At 55.0% G+C, this 16,432-nt stretch carries 17 protein-coding genes and 2 pseudogenes; 10 read left to right on the top strand and 9 right to left on the bottom strand.

Features of this window, described 5'->3' with window-relative positions; genetic code table 11:
* Positions 1-437: 437 nt before the first annotated feature.
* From CKV99_RS08135 to serC, 3 genes are all read right to left on the bottom strand, one after another.
* On the bottom strand, positions 438-1,283 hold the full coding sequence (locus CKV99_RS08135) for a DUF6928 family protein (protein ID WP_092261022.1): 846 nt from the start codon (positions 1,281-1,283) through the stop codon (positions 438-440).
* A gap of 51 nt (positions 1,284-1,334) precedes the next feature.
* The gene (gene sepH, locus CKV99_RS08130; RefSeq protein WP_092261023.1) at positions 1,335-2,324 is read right to left on the bottom strand and encodes a septation protein SepH; all 990 of its coding nucleotides are present in this window, start codon (positions 2,322-2,324) and stop codon (positions 1,335-1,337) included.
* 81 nt (positions 2,325-2,405) lie between these two features.
* The gene (gene serC / locus CKV99_RS08125) at positions 2,406-3,536 is read right to left on the bottom strand and encodes a phosphoserine transaminase (RefSeq protein WP_092261024.1); all 1,131 of its coding nucleotides are present in this window, start codon (positions 3,534-3,536) and stop codon (positions 2,406-2,408) included.
* Positions 3,537-3,963: 427 nt separating this feature from the next.
* Between serC and CKV99_RS08120 the strand changes: the two genes are divergently transcribed.
* The 6 genes from CKV99_RS08120 (at position 3,964) to CKV99_RS08090 (ending at position 10,615) form a co-directional block, all read left to right on the top strand.
* Positions 3,964-5,259, top strand: coding sequence for a citrate synthase (locus tag CKV99_RS08120; protein WP_092261025.1), 1,296 nt, complete (start codon positions 3,964-3,966; stop codon positions 5,257-5,259).
* A 157-nt stretch (positions 5,260-5,416) separates the two neighbouring features.
* Positions 5,417-5,776 (top strand): FKBP-type peptidyl-prolyl cis-trans isomerase, encoded by a 360-nt coding sequence (locus tag CKV99_RS08115; protein ID WP_092261026.1) that lies wholly within the window; start codon positions 5,417-5,419, stop codon positions 5,774-5,776.
* Positions 5,777-5,861: 85 nt separating this feature from the next.
* The gene (locus CKV99_RS08110) at positions 5,862-6,707 is read left to right on the top strand and encodes an aldo/keto reductase (protein WP_092261028.1); all 846 of its coding nucleotides are present in this window, start codon (positions 5,862-5,864) and stop codon (positions 6,705-6,707) included.
* A gap of 299 nt (positions 6,708-7,006) precedes the next feature.
* Positions 7,007-7,285 carry a DUF485 domain-containing protein gene (locus tag CKV99_RS08105; RefSeq protein ID WP_177178145.1) on the top strand — a complete coding sequence of 93 codons (279 nt, stop codon included), beginning with the start codon at positions 7,007-7,009 and terminating at the stop codon, positions 7,283-7,285.
* Positions 7,286-7,288: 3 nt separating this feature from the next.
* Positions 7,289-8,959: a solute symporter family protein gene (locus CKV99_RS08100; protein ID WP_092261032.1), complete on the top strand. Its 1,671-nt coding sequence runs from the start codon at positions 7,289-7,291 to the stop codon at positions 8,957-8,959.
* A gap of 555 nt (positions 8,960-9,514) precedes the next feature.
* Complete coding sequence (locus CKV99_RS08090; RefSeq protein WP_095114704.1) at positions 9,515-10,615, top strand: IS630 family transposase; 1,101 nt, start codon at positions 9,515-9,517, stop codon at positions 10,613-10,615.
* A gap of 6 nt (positions 10,616-10,621) precedes the next feature.
* Here CKV99_RS08090 and CKV99_RS14975 read toward each other — a convergent pair whose 3' ends face one another.
* The 3 genes and pseudogenes from CKV99_RS14975 to CKV99_RS08080 all read right to left on the bottom strand — a co-directional run.
* Positions 10,622-10,750, bottom strand: a complete 129-nt coding sequence (locus tag CKV99_RS14975; protein WP_256232236.1) for a hypothetical protein — start codon at positions 10,748-10,750, stop codon at positions 10,622-10,624.
* A gap of 145 nt (positions 10,751-10,895) precedes the next feature.
* Positions 10,896-11,144: a helix-turn-helix domain-containing protein gene (locus tag CKV99_RS08085; protein ID WP_092258784.1), complete on the bottom strand. Its 249-nt coding sequence runs from the start codon at positions 11,142-11,144 to the stop codon at positions 10,896-10,898.
* A gap of 45 nt (positions 11,145-11,189) precedes the next feature.
* Positions 11,190-11,471 (bottom strand): annotated as a pseudogene (locus tag CKV99_RS08080) (transposase); the annotation flags it as partial.
* A 564-nt stretch (positions 11,472-12,035) separates the two neighbouring features.
* Here CKV99_RS08080 and CKV99_RS08075 point away from each other — a divergent pair.
* Positions 12,036-12,341: an ATP-binding protein gene (locus CKV99_RS08075; protein WP_092258781.1), complete on the top strand. Its 306-nt coding sequence runs from the start codon at positions 12,036-12,038 to the stop codon at positions 12,339-12,341.
* Between the two features lie 97 nt (positions 12,342-12,438).
* Here CKV99_RS08075 and CKV99_RS08070 read toward each other — a convergent pair whose 3' ends face one another.
* Positions 12,439-12,702, bottom strand: coding sequence for a transposase (locus CKV99_RS08070; RefSeq protein ID WP_092258778.1), 264 nt, complete (start codon positions 12,700-12,702; stop codon positions 12,439-12,441).
* Positions 12,703-12,757: 55 nt separating this feature from the next.
* On the opposite strand from CKV99_RS08070, the gene CKV99_RS15110 reads away from it, so the two are divergent.
* Together CKV99_RS15110 and CKV99_RS08065 are read left to right on the top strand one after the other, a co-directional pair.
* Positions 12,758-12,901, top strand: coding sequence for a DUF6119 family protein (locus CKV99_RS15110; RefSeq protein WP_353959366.1), 144 nt, complete (start codon positions 12,758-12,760; stop codon positions 12,899-12,901).
* A 29-nt stretch (positions 12,902-12,930) separates the two neighbouring features.
* Positions 12,931-13,269 (top strand): type IIL restriction-modification enzyme MmeI, encoded by a 339-nt coding sequence (locus CKV99_RS08065; RefSeq protein ID WP_092258776.1) that lies wholly within the window; start codon positions 12,931-12,933, stop codon positions 13,267-13,269.
* Positions 13,270-13,333: 64 nt separating this feature from the next.
* On the opposite strand, the gene CKV99_RS08060 is transcribed toward CKV99_RS08065, so the two are convergent.
* Both CKV99_RS08060 and CKV99_RS08055 read right to left on the bottom strand, forming a co-directional pair.
* Positions 13,334-13,750 carry a hypothetical protein gene (locus tag CKV99_RS08060; protein ID WP_143063436.1) on the bottom strand — a complete coding sequence of 139 codons (417 nt, stop codon included), beginning with the start codon at positions 13,748-13,750 and terminating at the stop codon, positions 13,334-13,336.
* A gap of 160 nt (positions 13,751-13,910) precedes the next feature.
* Positions 13,911-14,785, bottom strand: a pseudogene (locus CKV99_RS08055) (DUF1906 domain-containing protein).
* A gap of 170 nt (positions 14,786-14,955) precedes the next feature.
* Here CKV99_RS08055 and CKV99_RS08050 point away from each other — a divergent pair.
* The gene (locus CKV99_RS08050) at positions 14,956-16,401 is read left to right on the top strand and encodes a tryptophanase (RefSeq protein WP_092258771.1); all 1,446 of its coding nucleotides are present in this window, start codon (positions 14,956-14,958) and stop codon (positions 16,399-16,401) included.
* Positions 16,402-16,432 lie beyond the last annotated feature (31 nt).

The following is a 16,432-nucleotide window of genomic DNA, read 5'->3' as shown; positions in this document are numbered from 1 at the left end:
AAGTTCGCAGTCCTAAGTTCGCACTTTAGCCTTCAACTAAAAATACAAAACGCCATGACCTGATTAAACCTTAATGAAAAGAATTTCCAGGGGAGTAGAATTCGAACCGAGGAGTTCGAACCGAGGAGTTCGAACTGAGGAGTTCGAACTGAGGAGTTCGAACTGAGGAATTCGAACCGTCCCCAGTAGCGGGGTGAGAAACAGCGAGAAGCAAGCGAAAGGTGGCTCGCAGGCGCGCCCGCCGGAGGAGGGAAGGAAGGGCTCCTCAGCCGAAGGAAAGGCTCGGCGCACTGAGTTAGACCCCGGTGCAGGAGGCTGCGAGCGGGGATCCGCGTGAAGAACTAACTGTGAAGAACTAACTGTGAAGAACTAACTGTGAAGAACTAACTGTGAAGAACTGACCGGGAAAACTAGCCGTGAACAACTAACCGGCGTAACTAGCGGTCTGAGTGGCGGATTCTTTCTGTGAGCGCGTCCTTGGCGATCTTCGCGCGACGAGCGACACCTCGACCAATGCGTTTCGCGGCAGCGACGGAGGCGTCGGCAAGCCGGGCAAACTCGTCGCCCTCGGGCTGGTCGTCGACTTCTTCGTAATCGTCGTAGTCGCTTTTGGCGGCGGTGAACTTTGCGGCGGTCTCGTTGACACCCTTTGTTTTCGGAGTGCGTGGCTCAATCTTTGGCTCCGGGCGACCATCCACGGCGTACGCCACGACGTTGATGTCCGGGCCGGTGGGGGAGACATCAATGCCCATCCATGCCTCTTGGGCGGCCTCGGTCAGCTCCGAAGGGACAAACGGCAGCGCGATTCCACCTAGCTGCTCTGCTTTTTTACCTGCCCAATACGGAGCCTCGAAAGCTTGCGGTAATCCGATGTCTTCAAATACTTCGTTGCGTGTGGCGCACAGGGACCGCTTGAGTTCCGCGCCCTCGAAATGAGCGAACCCTCCGAAGGTACTGTCAGTGCCTTGGGCGAAAACGTACACGTGTTGTGCCGAGACCGAATTAAGCAAGTGCTCGGGTGTTTCAGAGAGCTTTTCGACGTTTCCTAGAAACGTCTGGACAATAGTTACGCCTGGATATCCGGCGATGTAGAACTCGTGGCGTGATGGGCGGGCTGAGCGGTTGAGGGGGAACTGGCCGATCGGGGTGATTGGCCAAGCGGGATTGAGTTGTGCCAGGTATTTCCTGCCAAAGCCACGATCTGCTTTCGGCTCGCGTGTGACAACGCCGGCGACGTCGTCAGTGTTTATAAACCATAAGGTAATTACTGCTGGAAACGTCATCTGGTTCGAATTCCTTCGGCTTCTCTCACTCGAGAACATAGTGCTGTGCGGTTATTTGCGAGGACGCTTGGTGTTGGTCCGTACCCCTAACAGGACGTCCTCCCAGTGGGGGGTGACAGCCTTGCGCTTACGGCGTTGTGGTGCTTGGGTCGGTTCTGGGTGCTTTAAGAACTCGCCCTCAAACACGTCTTCACGCGTGTCAGGCCCACGGTCGTCGGGGGAGGTTTCGTCGTCACGCGTGCTCGCTTCCTGCTGTGAGGCGGAAACGTCACGATCGAACTGATCGTCAGGCTGTCCTACGGCAGTGAGGGAGCGCACCGGCTGGAGGAAATCAGGGTCGGTGAGGTCGGCGGCGATTGCGTTGCGGGCCTCGGTAGTAGCGCTAAGGCCGCTGCGTTTGAAGGACCACTCGGCGCGGTTCTCGCTTAACCCTGCTCGCCAATCCACGCGCACTACCCAGTCGTCGCCTGGTTCGCGGACTGCGTCCCAGGTGGCATCGGACAGCGAGTGGCCTCGAGCAGCGAATGCGGTGGCCAAGATCTCAAAGAGCGTGAGTTTTGCCGGCCCGTCTTCGCGCACTGGGTGGGACTGCTTTGCAGCTTCGGCGACTTGGTCGCGCTCTAAGAGAACAGGGTGGGAATAGGCGTCGAGGCGTGACACAGCCACGCCCATTTCGTCGGCAAGCTCCTGTGCAGATGCGCCGGCGCGGATGCGCGCTTGGATCTCAGATGGGCGCAGCGACAGGGGAGTGGCGTAGAGCGGATCCGGCTGGGGCAGGGAGCGCTCCACCTCGGGAGCGTTTTCTGCAAGGCGATCGAATTCTGGAGTCTCGGACCCGTCTAGAGCCTCGTCGGAGGCCTCCTGTGGCGCGGCGTCCTGCTCAGGTTGGCCTAAGCCATCCGAGCCATCCGCGGCGGAAGTGTCCGGTGCGACTCGAGACGCAACGACGGCTCGCGGTACACGGAACCGCTCGCCGTCGTCGGAAGCCAGCACCAACATTTCATCCGTTGATTCTGCATCAACCGGAAAAAGTTCGCGCATTGTGTCTCCTTAGAACGTTGTTTTAACAAGCCTAACTCACGATATAAGGAAAACAGTGGACCAAGTGGGGTGTGCGCCAGGTTACTTCGAACCGACTCCCTGCTCCAGCAAATAATCAATCGCCTTAGTCAGGCGCTTAATGTCTTCAGAGGAGGTTGCAGGGAACATGCCGATGCGTAGCTGGTTGCGGCCTAGCTTTCGGTACGGTTCCGTATCGAGGATTCCGTTAGCACGCAATGCTTTGGCAATCTCTGCTGCGTCAACGGAGTCTGCGAAGTCGATCGTGCCTACGACGAGGGAACGCTTTGCGGGGTCTTCGACGTAGGGGCTGGTGACGCTGTTGTTCTCTGCCCACTTGTACAGCAGGGAGGAGGATTGGGTGGTGCGGGCTACCATGCCGTCGAGGCCACCGTGGTCGTTCATCCACGTGACCTGGTTCGCCAGCATCAGCAGCGTTGCCACAGCCGGGGTGTTGTACGTCTGGTTCTTGCGGGAGTTATCCACCGCAGTTTGCAGGTCCAGGAACGCAGGGATGAAGCGGCCGGACGCTTTGATCTTGGCAATCCGCTCAATGGCAGCAGGACTCATGGCTGCCAACCAGAGTCCACCGTCGGAAGCGAAGCACTTCTGTGGGGAGAAGTAGTACACGTCCGCCTGCGATATATCGACGGGAAGGCCGCCGGCACCGGAGGTTGCATCGATCGTGACCAGTGCGTTGGTGTTCGGGCGATGGATGGGGACCATTGCGCCGGTAGAGGTTTCGTTGTGTGCCCAGGCAACCACATCGGCGTCGGTGCCGTCGAGGGCGCTTATCGACGGGGCGTCGCCGGTTTCAGACTCGATCACCTCAGGCTCGTCGAGCCATGGTGCCTGCTTGGCAGCCTTGGCAAATTTGGAGGAAAACTCGCCGAAGGATAGGTGGGCAGATTTCTTCTCGATGAGTCCGAAGGTAGCCGCATCCCAGAATGCAGTGGCACCACCTAGTGACAATACAATCTCGTAGCCTTCCGGCAGTTTAAACAAGTCAGAGAGGCCTTCGCGTACCTCGCCGACCACGTTTTTCACTGCTGGCTGGCGGTGTGAGGTGCCGATGATGTCGGTCGCTCCGGCTGTGATCGCGTCGATTTGCGCTGGGCGAACTTTCGAGGGGCCGCAGCCAAAGCGCCCGTCGGAAGGCAGCAGTTCGGCGGGTAGCGTGGGGTAATCGGTCATCGATATAAATCTTTCTAGTTCATTCGGTTGAATCGGGGCATGACTATTGAACACTTTAGCCCCAGTAGGGGTGGCCTCTCGTTGTTTCTGAAGTGCCAACTACGCCCGGATGGGGGTATTGCGTGAACTGGGTGAAATTGCCTACAGTTTGTCGCCCTAGTCACAAAAACTGATAAGGTGGGGGCTGGTTCTATGTGCTCGATGGAGCTCGATGGAGTTCGTGCAGGAGCAATAGCATCGACTAACGGAACCTTAAGTGAATTCTCACCACAAGAATCTTTACTGATTTAGCAGTGATGGGAAAATGCTGGATTCTAAACTGGATATTAAAGCCGGAGACGCGTGCCGGAAAAGTGCTAGCGTCGCTTAATAAACAGGCCTCGATCAATACCGGCAAGGCCCGACGGGTTACGTGGAAAGGTTCACAGTGGCATCTGAAAACGACAAGGCAGTACTCCACCTCCCAGGCGGTCAAGAGTACGAAATGGACATTATGAAGGCCACCGAGGGAAACGACGGCGTTGTCCTCGGCAACATGTTGAAGGAGACCGGCCTGGTCACCTTCGACCCTGGCTATGTGTCCACCGGTTCGACTGAATCGAAGATCACTTACATTGATGGCGACGAGGGCATCCTGCGCCACCGTGGTTATGACATTGCGGACTTGGCTAACAACGCTACCTTCAACGAGGTGGCTTACCTCTTGATCAACGGTGAGCTGCCCACGATGGATGAGCTGCATAACTTCAACATGGAAATCCGCCATCACACGCTTCTGGATGAGGATTTCAAGGCGCAGTTCAATGTCTTCCCACGCAACGCTCATCCGATGTCTGTTCTGGCATCGTCGGTGAACATTTTGTCGACCTACTACCAGGATCAGCTGGATCCACTGGATGAGGAGCAGCTGGAGAAGGCTACTGTCCGGCTGATGGCTAAGGTCCCTATGCTGGCAGCGTACGCGTACCGTGCATCCAAGGGGTCCCCATACATGTACCCAGATAACTCGCTGAATACTCGCGAGAACTTCTTGCGCATGATGTTCGGTTACCCAACTGAGCCATACGAGGTTGACCCGATTGTGGTCAAGGCGCTGGACAAGCTGCTGATCTTGCATGCTGACCACGAGCAGAACTGTTCCACCTCGACTGTTCGCATGATCGGTTCGGCACAGGCGAATATGTTCGTTGCGATCGCAGGTGGCATCAACGCTTTGTCTGGTCCTCTGCACGGTGGTGCAAACCAGGCAGTTCTAGAGATGCTTGAAGACATCCAGAACAACAACGGTGGTGACGCTACCGACTTCATGAATCGTGTGAAGAACAAGGAAAAGGGCGTCCGGCTGATGGGCTTTGGCCACCGCGTTTATAAGAATTACGATCCGCGTGCGGCGATTGTCAAGGAGACCGCACACGAGATCATCGACCACCTCGGTGGCGACCCGATGCTGGACCTGGCGATGAAGCTGGAAGAAATCGCGCTGAGCGACGATTACTTCGTGTCCCGCAAGCTGTACCCGAACGTAGACTTCTACACCGGTTTGATCTACCGTGCGATGGGCTTCCCGACGGACTTCTTCACCGTCTTGTTCGCTATCGGTCGCCTACCAGGCTGGATTGCTCACTACCGCGAGCAGTTGGACATGAACTCCAAGATCAACCGCCCACGTCAGATCTACACTGGTGCGACACAGCGCGAGTTTGTCCCTCGCGAGAAGCGCTAATGCACTGAGAGGTACATAGCCTGCTGCCGTAGGTTAATTGCTAGTTAATTGCTAGATTCCGCCAAGAACTTTGCAATTCCCTATACTGGGGAGCGAACGTTCATGGCGGATTTCTTATATGCGCCACGAAGTCGTACACACTCAAGGAGAATTTTCCATGGAAAAGCCCACCATCGACGTCCCCCAGGGGCCAGCACCGACCGGGCTGGTCACCGAGGACCTTGTCAGAGGAGAGGGCGCAGAAGCCCGGGCCGGCGGAATGGTCGAGGTCCACTATGTTGGCGTTGACTACGATACCGGCGAGGAATTTGACTCTTCCTGGGACCGCGGAGCAACCAGTGAATTCCCACTAACTGGGCTGATTGCCGGTTGGCAGGAAGGTATCCCAGGGATGCGGGTGGGTGGACGCCGGCAGTTGATCATCCCTCCGGAGAAGGCGTACGGAGCTGCAGGAGGTGGCCACCCGTTGTCTGGCCGCACGTTGATCTTCGTGATTGACCTGCTCGACGCGAAGTAGTTCTTGCGTATCGACGATTCGCCCGTGCCTTGCATTGACTTGCGACTTGCAACGCGCGGGCGTTTTTCTTGGCAGAATAGGGGGCATGACACTCCCTCAGATTCCAACTTTGCAACTCAATGACGGTTACGAAATGCCTCAGCTGGGCTTGGGTACCTACAAGCTTGTCGACGACGACACTGAAAAACTGGTGCGTCATGCTATCGAATTGGGGTACCGCCATATTGACACCGCATCGTTCTACGGGAATGAAGAAGCGGTAGGTAAAGCGGTCCGGGATGCGATTAAGTCCGGTGATGTCACTCGTGAGGATTTGTTCATTACAACGAAGCTGTGGAATGACCAACAGGACAAGGTAGGGGAATCCTACCAGGAGTCGTTGCGGAAGTTGGGGCTGGAGTTCTTGGACCTGTACATGATTCATTGGCCGTGGGCGCAGCGTGGCCTGTATGTGCAGGCGTTTGAGGACATGGCTCGACTGCAGGGGATGGGGCAGTTGCAGTCGCTCGGTGTAGCTAATTTCTATGAGGAAGTGTTAGATGCGCTGATCGAACACACGGGTATCACGCCCGTTGTGAACCAGGTGGAGCTCCATGTCGGCTTTATGCAAGATGAGCTGCGCGCGTACCACGAAAACAAAGGGATTGTCACCGAGGCTTGGGCACCGCTGGCACGCGGCACCGTGCTGAACAATGCTGACGTTAAGGCAATTGCTGCGCGCCATGAGAGGACGAGTGCTCAAGTTGTTTTGAACTATCTCTTGCAGCAGGGCATTTCTGTGATTCCTAAAACGGCGAACCCGGAGCGATTGGAAGAGAACATGGGGGCGGTGGGTTTTCGTTTGACGAGGGAGGAGATGGGAATTCTTTCCCGAATCGAGGGGGAGCGCCTTTCTCATGATCCACGCACCTTCCCTGGTGATTTGTCATAGATGTGAAATGTGTGCCCCACGCCACAGCCAGCTTCGCAAACTTTGCAAAGAGGGCGTGTTTGGGCTTCCGGGGGAATGTAATACCTAAAGAATCTGCTGGTAATGAGGCTGTATGGGGGTAGCTAATTTAGTTAATTACCGGTTAGCGAGTCAATTTGATCGACCTTGCAATGTGAGCCATGTAACTTTCTTGGATAGTGAAGTTTAGAGATTTCACAAGATATAAGGAGTCGATTGTGACAAATCCACCGGCAGCAGGTGTGTCCCGAAGGGAACCCACCTCTGAAGAATTCATTGCCATGCAGAAAAGTCCGCAGTTTCAAAAGCTGCGTCGAACCTACCGCCAGTTCACCTTCCCGGTGTCTGTGCTGTTTTTCGTGTGGTTCCTTTTTTACGTGCTCGTTGCCACCTACTTCCCAGATGCGATGGCGCAGCCGTTCCTCGGCCTGAACATAGGCCTGTGGCTGGGCCTGGCCCAGTTTTTCACCACCTTCCTGATCACCTGGATTTACGTGGTGTATGCCAACAAGAATATTGAGCCGCAGGCGGCCGCGATCCGTGAAGAAATGGAGGGCTAAACAATGAGCACCGTTAATACCGTGAACGTTGTTCACCTCGCACAAGAAGCCGAGGCAGCTTCTGCCGGTAACCCCATCCTGAATATCGCGGTTTTCGCGGTCTTCATCATCGTTACCCTCGCAGTTGTATCTAGGGCTGGCAAGACCACCAAGGAAGCTTCTGACTTCTACACTGGTGGTGCAACATTTACCGGAACTCAAAATGGCCTGGCGATCGCAGGTGACTACCTGTCGGCGGCATCCTTCCTTGGTATCGTCGGTGCCATCGCCCTGAATGGTTATGACGGTTTCCTGTATTCCATCGGGTTTTTCGTTGCGTGGCTCGTCGCGCTGCTTTTGGTTGCGGAGCCACTGCGTAATGTTGGCCGATTCACCATGGCGGACGTGTTGTCGTTCCGCTTAAAGCAGAAGCCAGTTCGTGTGGCTGCTGCCTTTGGCACTTTGTTCGTGTCTCTGTTCTACTTGATCGCGCAGATGGCCGGTGCAGGTTCACTGGTGTCCGTTTTGCTGAACCTTCACAGCTTCACCGCCCAGGCAATCTGTGTTGCCATTGTCGGTGTCATCATGATCGCTTACGTTTTGATCGGCGGCATGAAAGGCACCACCTATGTTCAGATGATCAAGGCTGTGCTGTTGGTCGGTGGCGTTGCCATCATGACTGTGTTGGTTTTCGTGGCCGTCAGGGGTGGTTTCGGGGCATTGTTCGACTCTGCAATCAATACCCATGCCGCGTCCGAGTACATCAAGCAGCAGGGGTATGAGGCAGCGGACATTTTGAAGCCGGGGTTGAAGTATGGTGGCAGCGCGACCCAGCAGCTGGACTTCGTCTCTTTGGGACTGTCTCTGGTGCTTGGTACCGCTGGTTTGCCGCACGTTTTGATGCGCTTTTACACGGTTCCTACCGCTACTGAGGCCCGTAAGTCTGTGACGTGGGCAATTGTCTTAATTGGCGCGTTCTACCTGATGACCTTGGTGCTTGGCTACGCAGCTGGAGGTCTTGTTGGCCCAGACCGGATCCTCGCTGCCCCTGGTGGTGCGAACGCGGCGGCACCGCTGCTGGCGTTCGAACTCGGTGGCTCGATCTTTATGGCGCTGATCTCCGCGGTGGCGTTTGCAACGGTGCTGGCCGTGGTGGCGGGCCTTGCGATTACCGCCTCTGCTTCCGTTGCACACGATATCTACGACGCAGTGCTTCGCGACGGACAGTCCTCCGAGGCCGAGCAGGTCCGAGTCTCACGTATCACCGTGGTTGTGATCGGCGTGGTCTCGATTATCCTGGGCATCCTGGCAATGCAGCAGAATGTGGCCTTCTTGGTCTCCTTGGCCTTCGCAATCGCGGCGTCTGCGAACCTGCCAACCATCCTGTTCTCCCTGTACTGGCGTAGGTTTAACACCACCGGTGCTGTGGCTTCCATGTACACCGGCTTAATCTCCGCTCTGGTGCTGATCTTCCTTTCGCCAGCAGTCTCCGGTGCTGACACCTCGATGTTCCCCGGTGCTGACTGGTCCATCTTCCCGCTGACCAGCCCGGGTATCATCTCCATTCCGCTGGGCTTTTTGGCAGGCATCATTGGTACCTACGTTGGCAAGCCTGATAATTTGGATCACCTCGCATCCGAGATGGAAGTTCGCTCGCTAACGGGCGTCGGTGTGGAAAAGCCAGTCGACCACTAAAGCTTGAACCACTCGACTCCGGTTCAAGAGAAGCACCCGGCCACTCCTTACACGGAAGTGCCCGGGTGTTTTTCTGCGCTGTGCGTGGCCTGTGCTGAGGGGGGGAAGCCGTCGTAAAGCAAAAGCTGTGCACAGCGGGTGGCTAGGATGTTGGACATGAGTGCTTCGACGGATAATGAGCGCCGCCGGGCGGCGGAGGAGTTCGCGGCCACGTGGGCAGGTCGCGGGTAACCCCAACAGGCTCCGTCAATTCCGTATCCTAAAAGCCTTTAGCTTAGTTTGTCTCAGTGCTACGGGATATGAACACTGCAGGCGCGCCAAGAAGTCCAATCACAATAGCTAGGAATCCAAAAACGTTAATCGTTGTGGGGTCAGTAAAGATGTAGAACGAGCCGATGACGGCGAGGTTAAGTGTCATAAAAGTCGAGTAGAGGAAACTCTCGACACGTACACCTGGCACTTTAAAAGCACACACGATACCAACAACAGCGAGCAGAAGATAGAACGCTAGTGTAGGGTCCTGTAAATAGGTTTGTGGTGTGGTAGTTTTGGTGTATGTCACATGCTGCTGCCGCGCTTGAGGTTACTGAACAGCAACGTCAGGCTTTAGAAGAAATCGCGTCATCTCCGTCTCGTCCATACCGGGAGGTGATTCGTGCCAAAGCCTTGCTTGCTGCCTGTGATGGGGTGGCTAATCTTGAGATTGCCAGGCGGTGTGATGTCTCGGCGGTCACTGTTAGGGCGTGGCGTCGGCATTTCCAGCAGCACGGTTTAAATAACTTCGGTGCGGTAGCACCTGGTCGGGGACGGAAACCGACCTATAGTAACGAGGACTATATCTCCATGCTGGAGATGCTGTTTAACTCAGAACCACCGGGTGGTGATAGCCGGTGGAGTGTGCGAACCATGGCCGCTGCCTGCGGGATGAGTAAGTCAACAGTGGCGAAGATCTGGAAATCCTTAGGTATTACACCGCATCGTACCGATATATTTAAACTGTCGAACGACCCGGAGTTTACAGAGAAACTCGTCGATATCGTAGGTCTTTATCTTAATCCCCCAGAAAAAGCTGTCGTGTTGTGTGTGGATGAAAAATCCTCTATCCAAGCCTTAGATCGCACACAACCATCACTACCATTAAAACCGGGACGTGCAGGAACAATGACCCATGACTACAAACGACACGGCACCTCCACCCTGTTTGCAGCACTAGATACCGCCACCGGAAAAGTGATCGCACAGACCACCAAACGACACCGTAACCAGGAATTTCTCACCTTCCTCCGCCAGATTGATGCCACAGTGCCAGACGAACTCGGTGTTCATATCGTGTTAGATAACTACGCCACTCACAAACACTCCAACATCAAAGCCTGGCTCGATAAACATCCACGGTTTGTTTTCCACTTCACTCCCACCTCGTCATCATGGCTTAACCAGGTCGAACGATTCTTCGGCATCCTGACCGACAAAGTCATCCGCAATCAAGCCTTCCACTCGGTAGCCGACCTCGAACACAAGATCATGGACTGGATCAACCACCGCAACATAAACCCCACACCCTTTACCTGGGTTAAAGACGCAGAAACCATCCTGGCCACAATCAACCGCGCACGCACCACCCTTGAATCCACCACTAACCAGAAACACAATTAAAGGACTCTACACTAGCGGCAAGAGTGCCAGGTAGTCGACCGCATTCAAAGGTGCATCAACGCTCAACGCAAACCACGACAGCAGGACACCACCCAGGATTCCTGTCGCGTTTGTAGCGAGTGGAATATACCTCATTACGCACCCCTTACTCGCTATGCGCATGAACTGAACATATGAGCGCCGCGGACGACACCCCAATACACTTCAGCGGTTGCTAAACATGATGCGAGAGTGGGTCCATTCGAGTACGTTGCGCGGCAATTGTTCTTCAAATTACTCTTTAACGATGTGCTACCGCACCGAAGTTATTTAAACCGTGCTGCTGGAAATGCCGACACCACGCCCTAACAGTGACCGCCGAAACATCACACCGCCTGGCAATCTCAAGACTAGCCACCCCATCACAGGCAGCAAGCAAGGCTTTGGCACGAATCACCTCCCGATACGGACGAGACGGAGATGACGCGATTTCTTCTAAACCCTGACGTTGCTGTTCAGTAACCTCAAGCGCGGCAACAGCATGTGACATACACCAAAACTACCACACCACAAACCTATATACAGGACCCTACACTAGCAGCCAGTCGGGGAAGAAGGACCCGGTACGCAGCTTCAGGATCGCCACATCGATGCTGCCAACCCTGGTATCGAATTGGCGGTGACGGTACCCATTACGGGAATTGACGCGCTCTGCTGAGACGGTGGCATACTCCGCCCCAAAGATCGTGTCAGCCGGGGCAGACAGTATTTGGATAATGAATTTCGTCAGCATATCGCGCATCAAGTCCGGGGAAGCTTGAGTAAGCCATTCTTCAAGATACGCCGTCGGGTCGATATGATGAGGGCTAGCGGTCATCGCAGTGTTTATCCTTTCGAGAAGATGTAGGAGTTGATTTGAAAGGTACCTGCGATGGCCGCCGTCATCTACACCGGCACGCCGCACACCGCAGGATCTAGATACACCACACTAAAAGACGCAACCGTGGCGTGTTGCAGCTGTAATCGTGTACGACGCGCTTATCTCCACAGTGTGATCTCCACACTCAAGGGCTCAGCGCACTCAGAGCCCAGGTTTAGTGCTGGCTTTCACACAAGATCCGATCGAGAATCAACGATTAGCCGGCGTACTTGAAACGTGTGGTGTAAAATTTCGTTGTCCGTACTGAAAAGATCATGACACTATAAGGAGCAATTATGTTCGCACTTTCTTCTGCACTGGTGGACCTGGCTTACCTGGTGAACACAGTAGTTAATGTCGCGTGGTTGGCGGACCACTTCAACTTCCTGTAAACATTGCGCGTACATGGTGGCGCCACCTGGTTCAACCTGGGTCGCGCCATCACTCTTTTTCTACCGGTAGAGTGGGGTGCATGACCGCCTTGCTGTTTGGCCTCTACGGCAGTCCTGACCCGGATTTTTCATGGTGGGGGTTAGACACACCGACCCGAAACGCCTAGAACTGACAGATAAACTCACAGCCACCGACCTTTTGGTACTTGATGATTTTCTGACCACACCCATTTCAGGCGACACCGCCAACGCGTTGTTTAACATCATCGCAGCCAGAGAACACAAAGGATCAACCCTGATCACATCCCAGTTCACACCCGAACACTGGTATGAATCCATCCCCGATAAAGTCGTCGCCGAATCACTGATGAACCGAATAATCGGCAACGCTGAAATCATCAACCTCGACGGGCCAAACATGCGTATACCACAGTAAGGCCCACCCCCGCCACCGCAGTGACAACTACCCCCGCATCACAACCGTCACTGCGGTGCTTCACAACCATCACCACACCACTTCAAAACCCCCGTTCCTAACAGTCCAAGAGTTTTTTCAGCCGGGTGATCTCAGCAACATCCTTCTTCGTCATCTTTCCAGTCTGACGTGGAATCAAGCCTTTGTCGAGATCACCATCGGCACAGGCTGCCACCCACGAGCGGATCGTCGCTGTTGAGACACCCAAACTTTCGGCGTAGGCACCCTTGCGGCCCTTCTTCAAGGCCACATATCTCAACGCAATCTCACGACGCTGCTCAGGGCTAAACCTATCTGCCGGACAATGAACTTTCGTACTCATGAATCCTCCTCAAAACTGATTCACAAGTAGTCTGACAATTAAGGGCACCCACGTCGTGTTGGCACTGCATAGACGGCAAGGCAAGCTTGGAGGTCCAGATGATTTATTTACCTTTTCGAAAGTTAACTTAATTAAGCAAGCCGACTCCCTGGAGTCACGAGGTGTGAAGGTGGAAGTCGCTGTTATTGCGGGCAATTAAAAATGCGACGTGAAGGATTGCTTAACACTATGATTACCCTTTCGCTTTCGATTAAGGATGTTTCCGCTCGAGCGTGGTCTACAACATTTTTCTTCCCGGGACTGGATGAGGGGCGGAAGGGGGACGTCGAAAAGCATGCGCAGGAAGTGTTGGATGCCCGGGCGGAGTATGAGGGGGCGACCCTTGCGGACCTGTACGATCCCGATAATGACTGGTTGTACCCGCAGTTGACGGCGGCGCATCAGCGGTTAGATGCGGCGGTGGAGGCGGCGTATGCGGTGGACTTTTCGGATCTGCCGGATGCGGAGCGGGAAGCGGCGATCGTGAAACATTTGTTTGAGCTGTATGCACAGGCGGTGGAGGGGTAGCACGAAAAAGAACGCTGGGTGGATGGCCTTCGAACGGGGTTACCCGCAAGAAAGATTCGGGGCTTCATCGGGTCGAGACGAAACCCTCTAATTGATCATCTGCTGGATCATGGGTCTCCCTAAAGGCCTTAATGCCTTCCCTACGCCTTCGCGGAGTGTCATCTATAAAGGCCTGCATAGAGCTTCTGGACACGCGACGTACGTCCCCTTCAAAAACATCTGCAATGACACCTTCATCGAGAAGATTTGCCATCGCAAAGGGAGTGATTCCAAGTTCTTGAGCTGCCTCTTCGATTGGCATGTTGTCAGATACCGTCGAGAACTGGACTATAGAGCCCTTTTCCAGAGCTTGTACTACGTCCTCAATGATCGCTGCGCCCCGTTCATCTAGTTCATAAACGCGTTCACCAAGGACGATGCGTGCCTGCGCATCGCTGCCTTCGGGAGCTTTGTTTATGTTGGCGGAGTTTAGCATGGTCATGCCTCTTATCATATTGAGAATTCGGTCGTGTAATCAAGGGAGCCTTCTTGCCAAAAGGTAGGGGAATCTTTAAGCTAGTTCGCCGACCGCCTGTGATCGCTGATAACGTGGCTGAGACTTGGATGTACCCTCTACCCGGTACGTTCGCTAAGTTCCGAGCTTAGGGTAAGACGTTACGTGCCTGGTCGATGACGCGCTGGATGTCCGGGGCTTGGAATTGGCCTGCGATCTGTGATGACATGTTTGCAGCATCGCTTATCGACGATCCCCCTACCGGTACTGCCGGAATGATCGGTGGCTGTCCGGGTGTCCACTGGCCCCAATCGGCTGCGTAGACACTATTAATGTCCACCTGAACACCATCAATATAGGCCTGCCACTTCGCTTTTTGGTGGATGGTGGTGCGTGGGTGGATTTTGCCACCGGAGCCCCAGTCGTGTTGCCAGAAGAACGAACCGATGCCGTCGTTAACGCACCACTCGATGACGTTCCAGTTGCCATAGACACCAGTGAGGTAGCCAGCGTTTGTCAGAGCGGCCTGAAATGCCCGCAAGTGGGGGCGGATCTGCTGTGTGTACTGGGCCCAGGTGGGGTTGTCGTCGATAGCAATGTAAATGGGCCGGCCCGTTGGCCCGCCTGCCGCCTGGTGCAGGTTAATCGCCTGCGGGGCATGTGTCGCGGCACCTGAAGCGCCAGCAAGCCAATCGGCAGTGCTAGCCCGGCCAAACTGGTAGACAGACGCAGTGGCAAGGCCGTTGGCCGCAAAGTCGCGAGTTTCAGAAAGGCTAACGGGTTTGCCCTTCATCCATGAAAGGGCGTCGGGGCGAGGCTGCGAAACATAACGTACGGCCCCATGTGGCCAGCGGCGCGCACTGCGCGACCGGAAGGAACGCCGGCGGAGTAGTCGATAACCGTGCCAAGCACTCGGCCTTGAGCAGAGGCAGAAGGGGCGGTGGCGAGCGCACTAGCGCCGACAGTGCTGGCAGCTGCTGCGAAGGTGGCAGCTTTGAGGATGCCACGCCGGGAATACTTGATGTCGTAAATAGTCGCATGTGGCACTCTAGTAACAGGCTGACTATTGCGCTAGTTGTCCCGCAAGGAAATAAGCGCAAATCATGGGCCGTGGCCCGGGCCTGGCAACTGCATGGCACACTTAAAGCTCTAGACTCAAGTTGCAGGGTCTGTTCATATAACAAGGAGTAAGTATGTCGAAAGTGAAGTTCTTCCGTGGTCAGCAGTTGCCACTGGAGATGCACAAGGTACGAATCATCCAGAAGCTCACGCTTTTACCCATCGAAGAGCGCGTGGTGGCAATGGAAGGCGCAGGCTATAACACGTTCCTGCTACAAAACGCGGATGTATTCCTCGACATGCTCACAGACTCTGGGGTCAACGCGATGAGCCAGGACCAGCAGGCAGCCATGCTGGGAGCTGATGATGCCTACGCAGGTTCAGCAACCTATACGCGCTTAGAAAACAAGGTCCGCGAGCTCTTCGGTATGGAGTACTTCCTGCCCGCGCACCAGGGCCGTGCTTGTGAAAACATTATCTCTGAAGTGCTGGTCACCGAAGGTTCAATTGTGCCAATGAACTATCACTTCACCACCACCAAACAGCACATCACCCACCGTGGGGGAGAAGTCATTGAGCTGATCGACGAAAGCGGCCTTGAGGTCACCTCGACAAAGAAGTTCAAGGGCAATATCAACGTCGATAAGCTCCGTGACACTGTGGCTGCTGATCCATCAAAGGTAGCTTTTGTGCGGATGGAGGCAGGCACAAACCTGATTGGCGGCCAGCCTTTCTCACTGCAGAACATGCGTGAGGCGTACGCAGTGTGCCAGGAGTTCGAGGTACCTATGGTCCTTGATGCATCCTTGCTGGCTGATAACTTGCACTTCATCAAAACACGCGAAGAGCAGTACAAGGATGCGTCGATACGCGACATTACAGCAGAAATGGCGCAGAACTGCGATGTGCTGTACTTCTCGGCGCGCAAACTCGGGTTTGGCCGCGGTGGCGGAATCTGCATCCGTAATGAGGACATGTACAAGCGCATGCGCGGATATGTGCCGATGTACGAGGGCTTTCTTACCTATGGCGGGATGTCCGTCCGGGAGATGGAAGCGATCACTGTGGGCCTGGACGAAACGATGGATGAGGACATGATTAATCAGGGTCCGCAGTTCATCGAATATATGGTAGGAGAGCTAGACCGCCGCAATATTCCGGTGATTACTCCAGCCGGTGGTCTCGGTGCGCACGTGGATGCAATGCGTTTTGTCGATCACATCCCGCAGGATGACTACCCCGCAGGTGCACTGGCGGCAGCGCTGTATATTGCCTCTGGTGTGCGTGGCATGGAACGCGGCACGATGAGTGAGCAGCGTGACGACGAAGGTGTGGAGCCTTTAGCTGATATGGAACTTGTCCGCCTAGCAATGCCACGGCGTGTGTTTACGCTTTCGCAAGTCAATTACACGATCGACCGGATTGACTGGCTGTACCAAAACCGGCATTTGATCGGTGGGCTCGAGTGGGTGGAGGAGCCAGAAATTCTGCGTTTCTTCTACGGGCGTTTAGCGCCGAAGGGATCCTGGGCGCAGGATTTGGTGGCCAAGTTCCGCGAAGATTTTGGGGATTCGCTCTAAGGCCCGCTGCTTAAGCCCTGGCGCTTGTTCT

Origin of the sequence: Corynebacterium cystitidis (genome assembly GCF_900187295.1) — a bacterium.
In the GTDB taxonomy this organism is placed as follows: domain Bacteria; phylum Actinomycetota; class Actinomycetes; order Mycobacteriales; family Mycobacteriaceae; genus Corynebacterium; species Corynebacterium cystitidis.
This window is presented reverse-complemented; position numbering and strand designations above follow the sequence as displayed.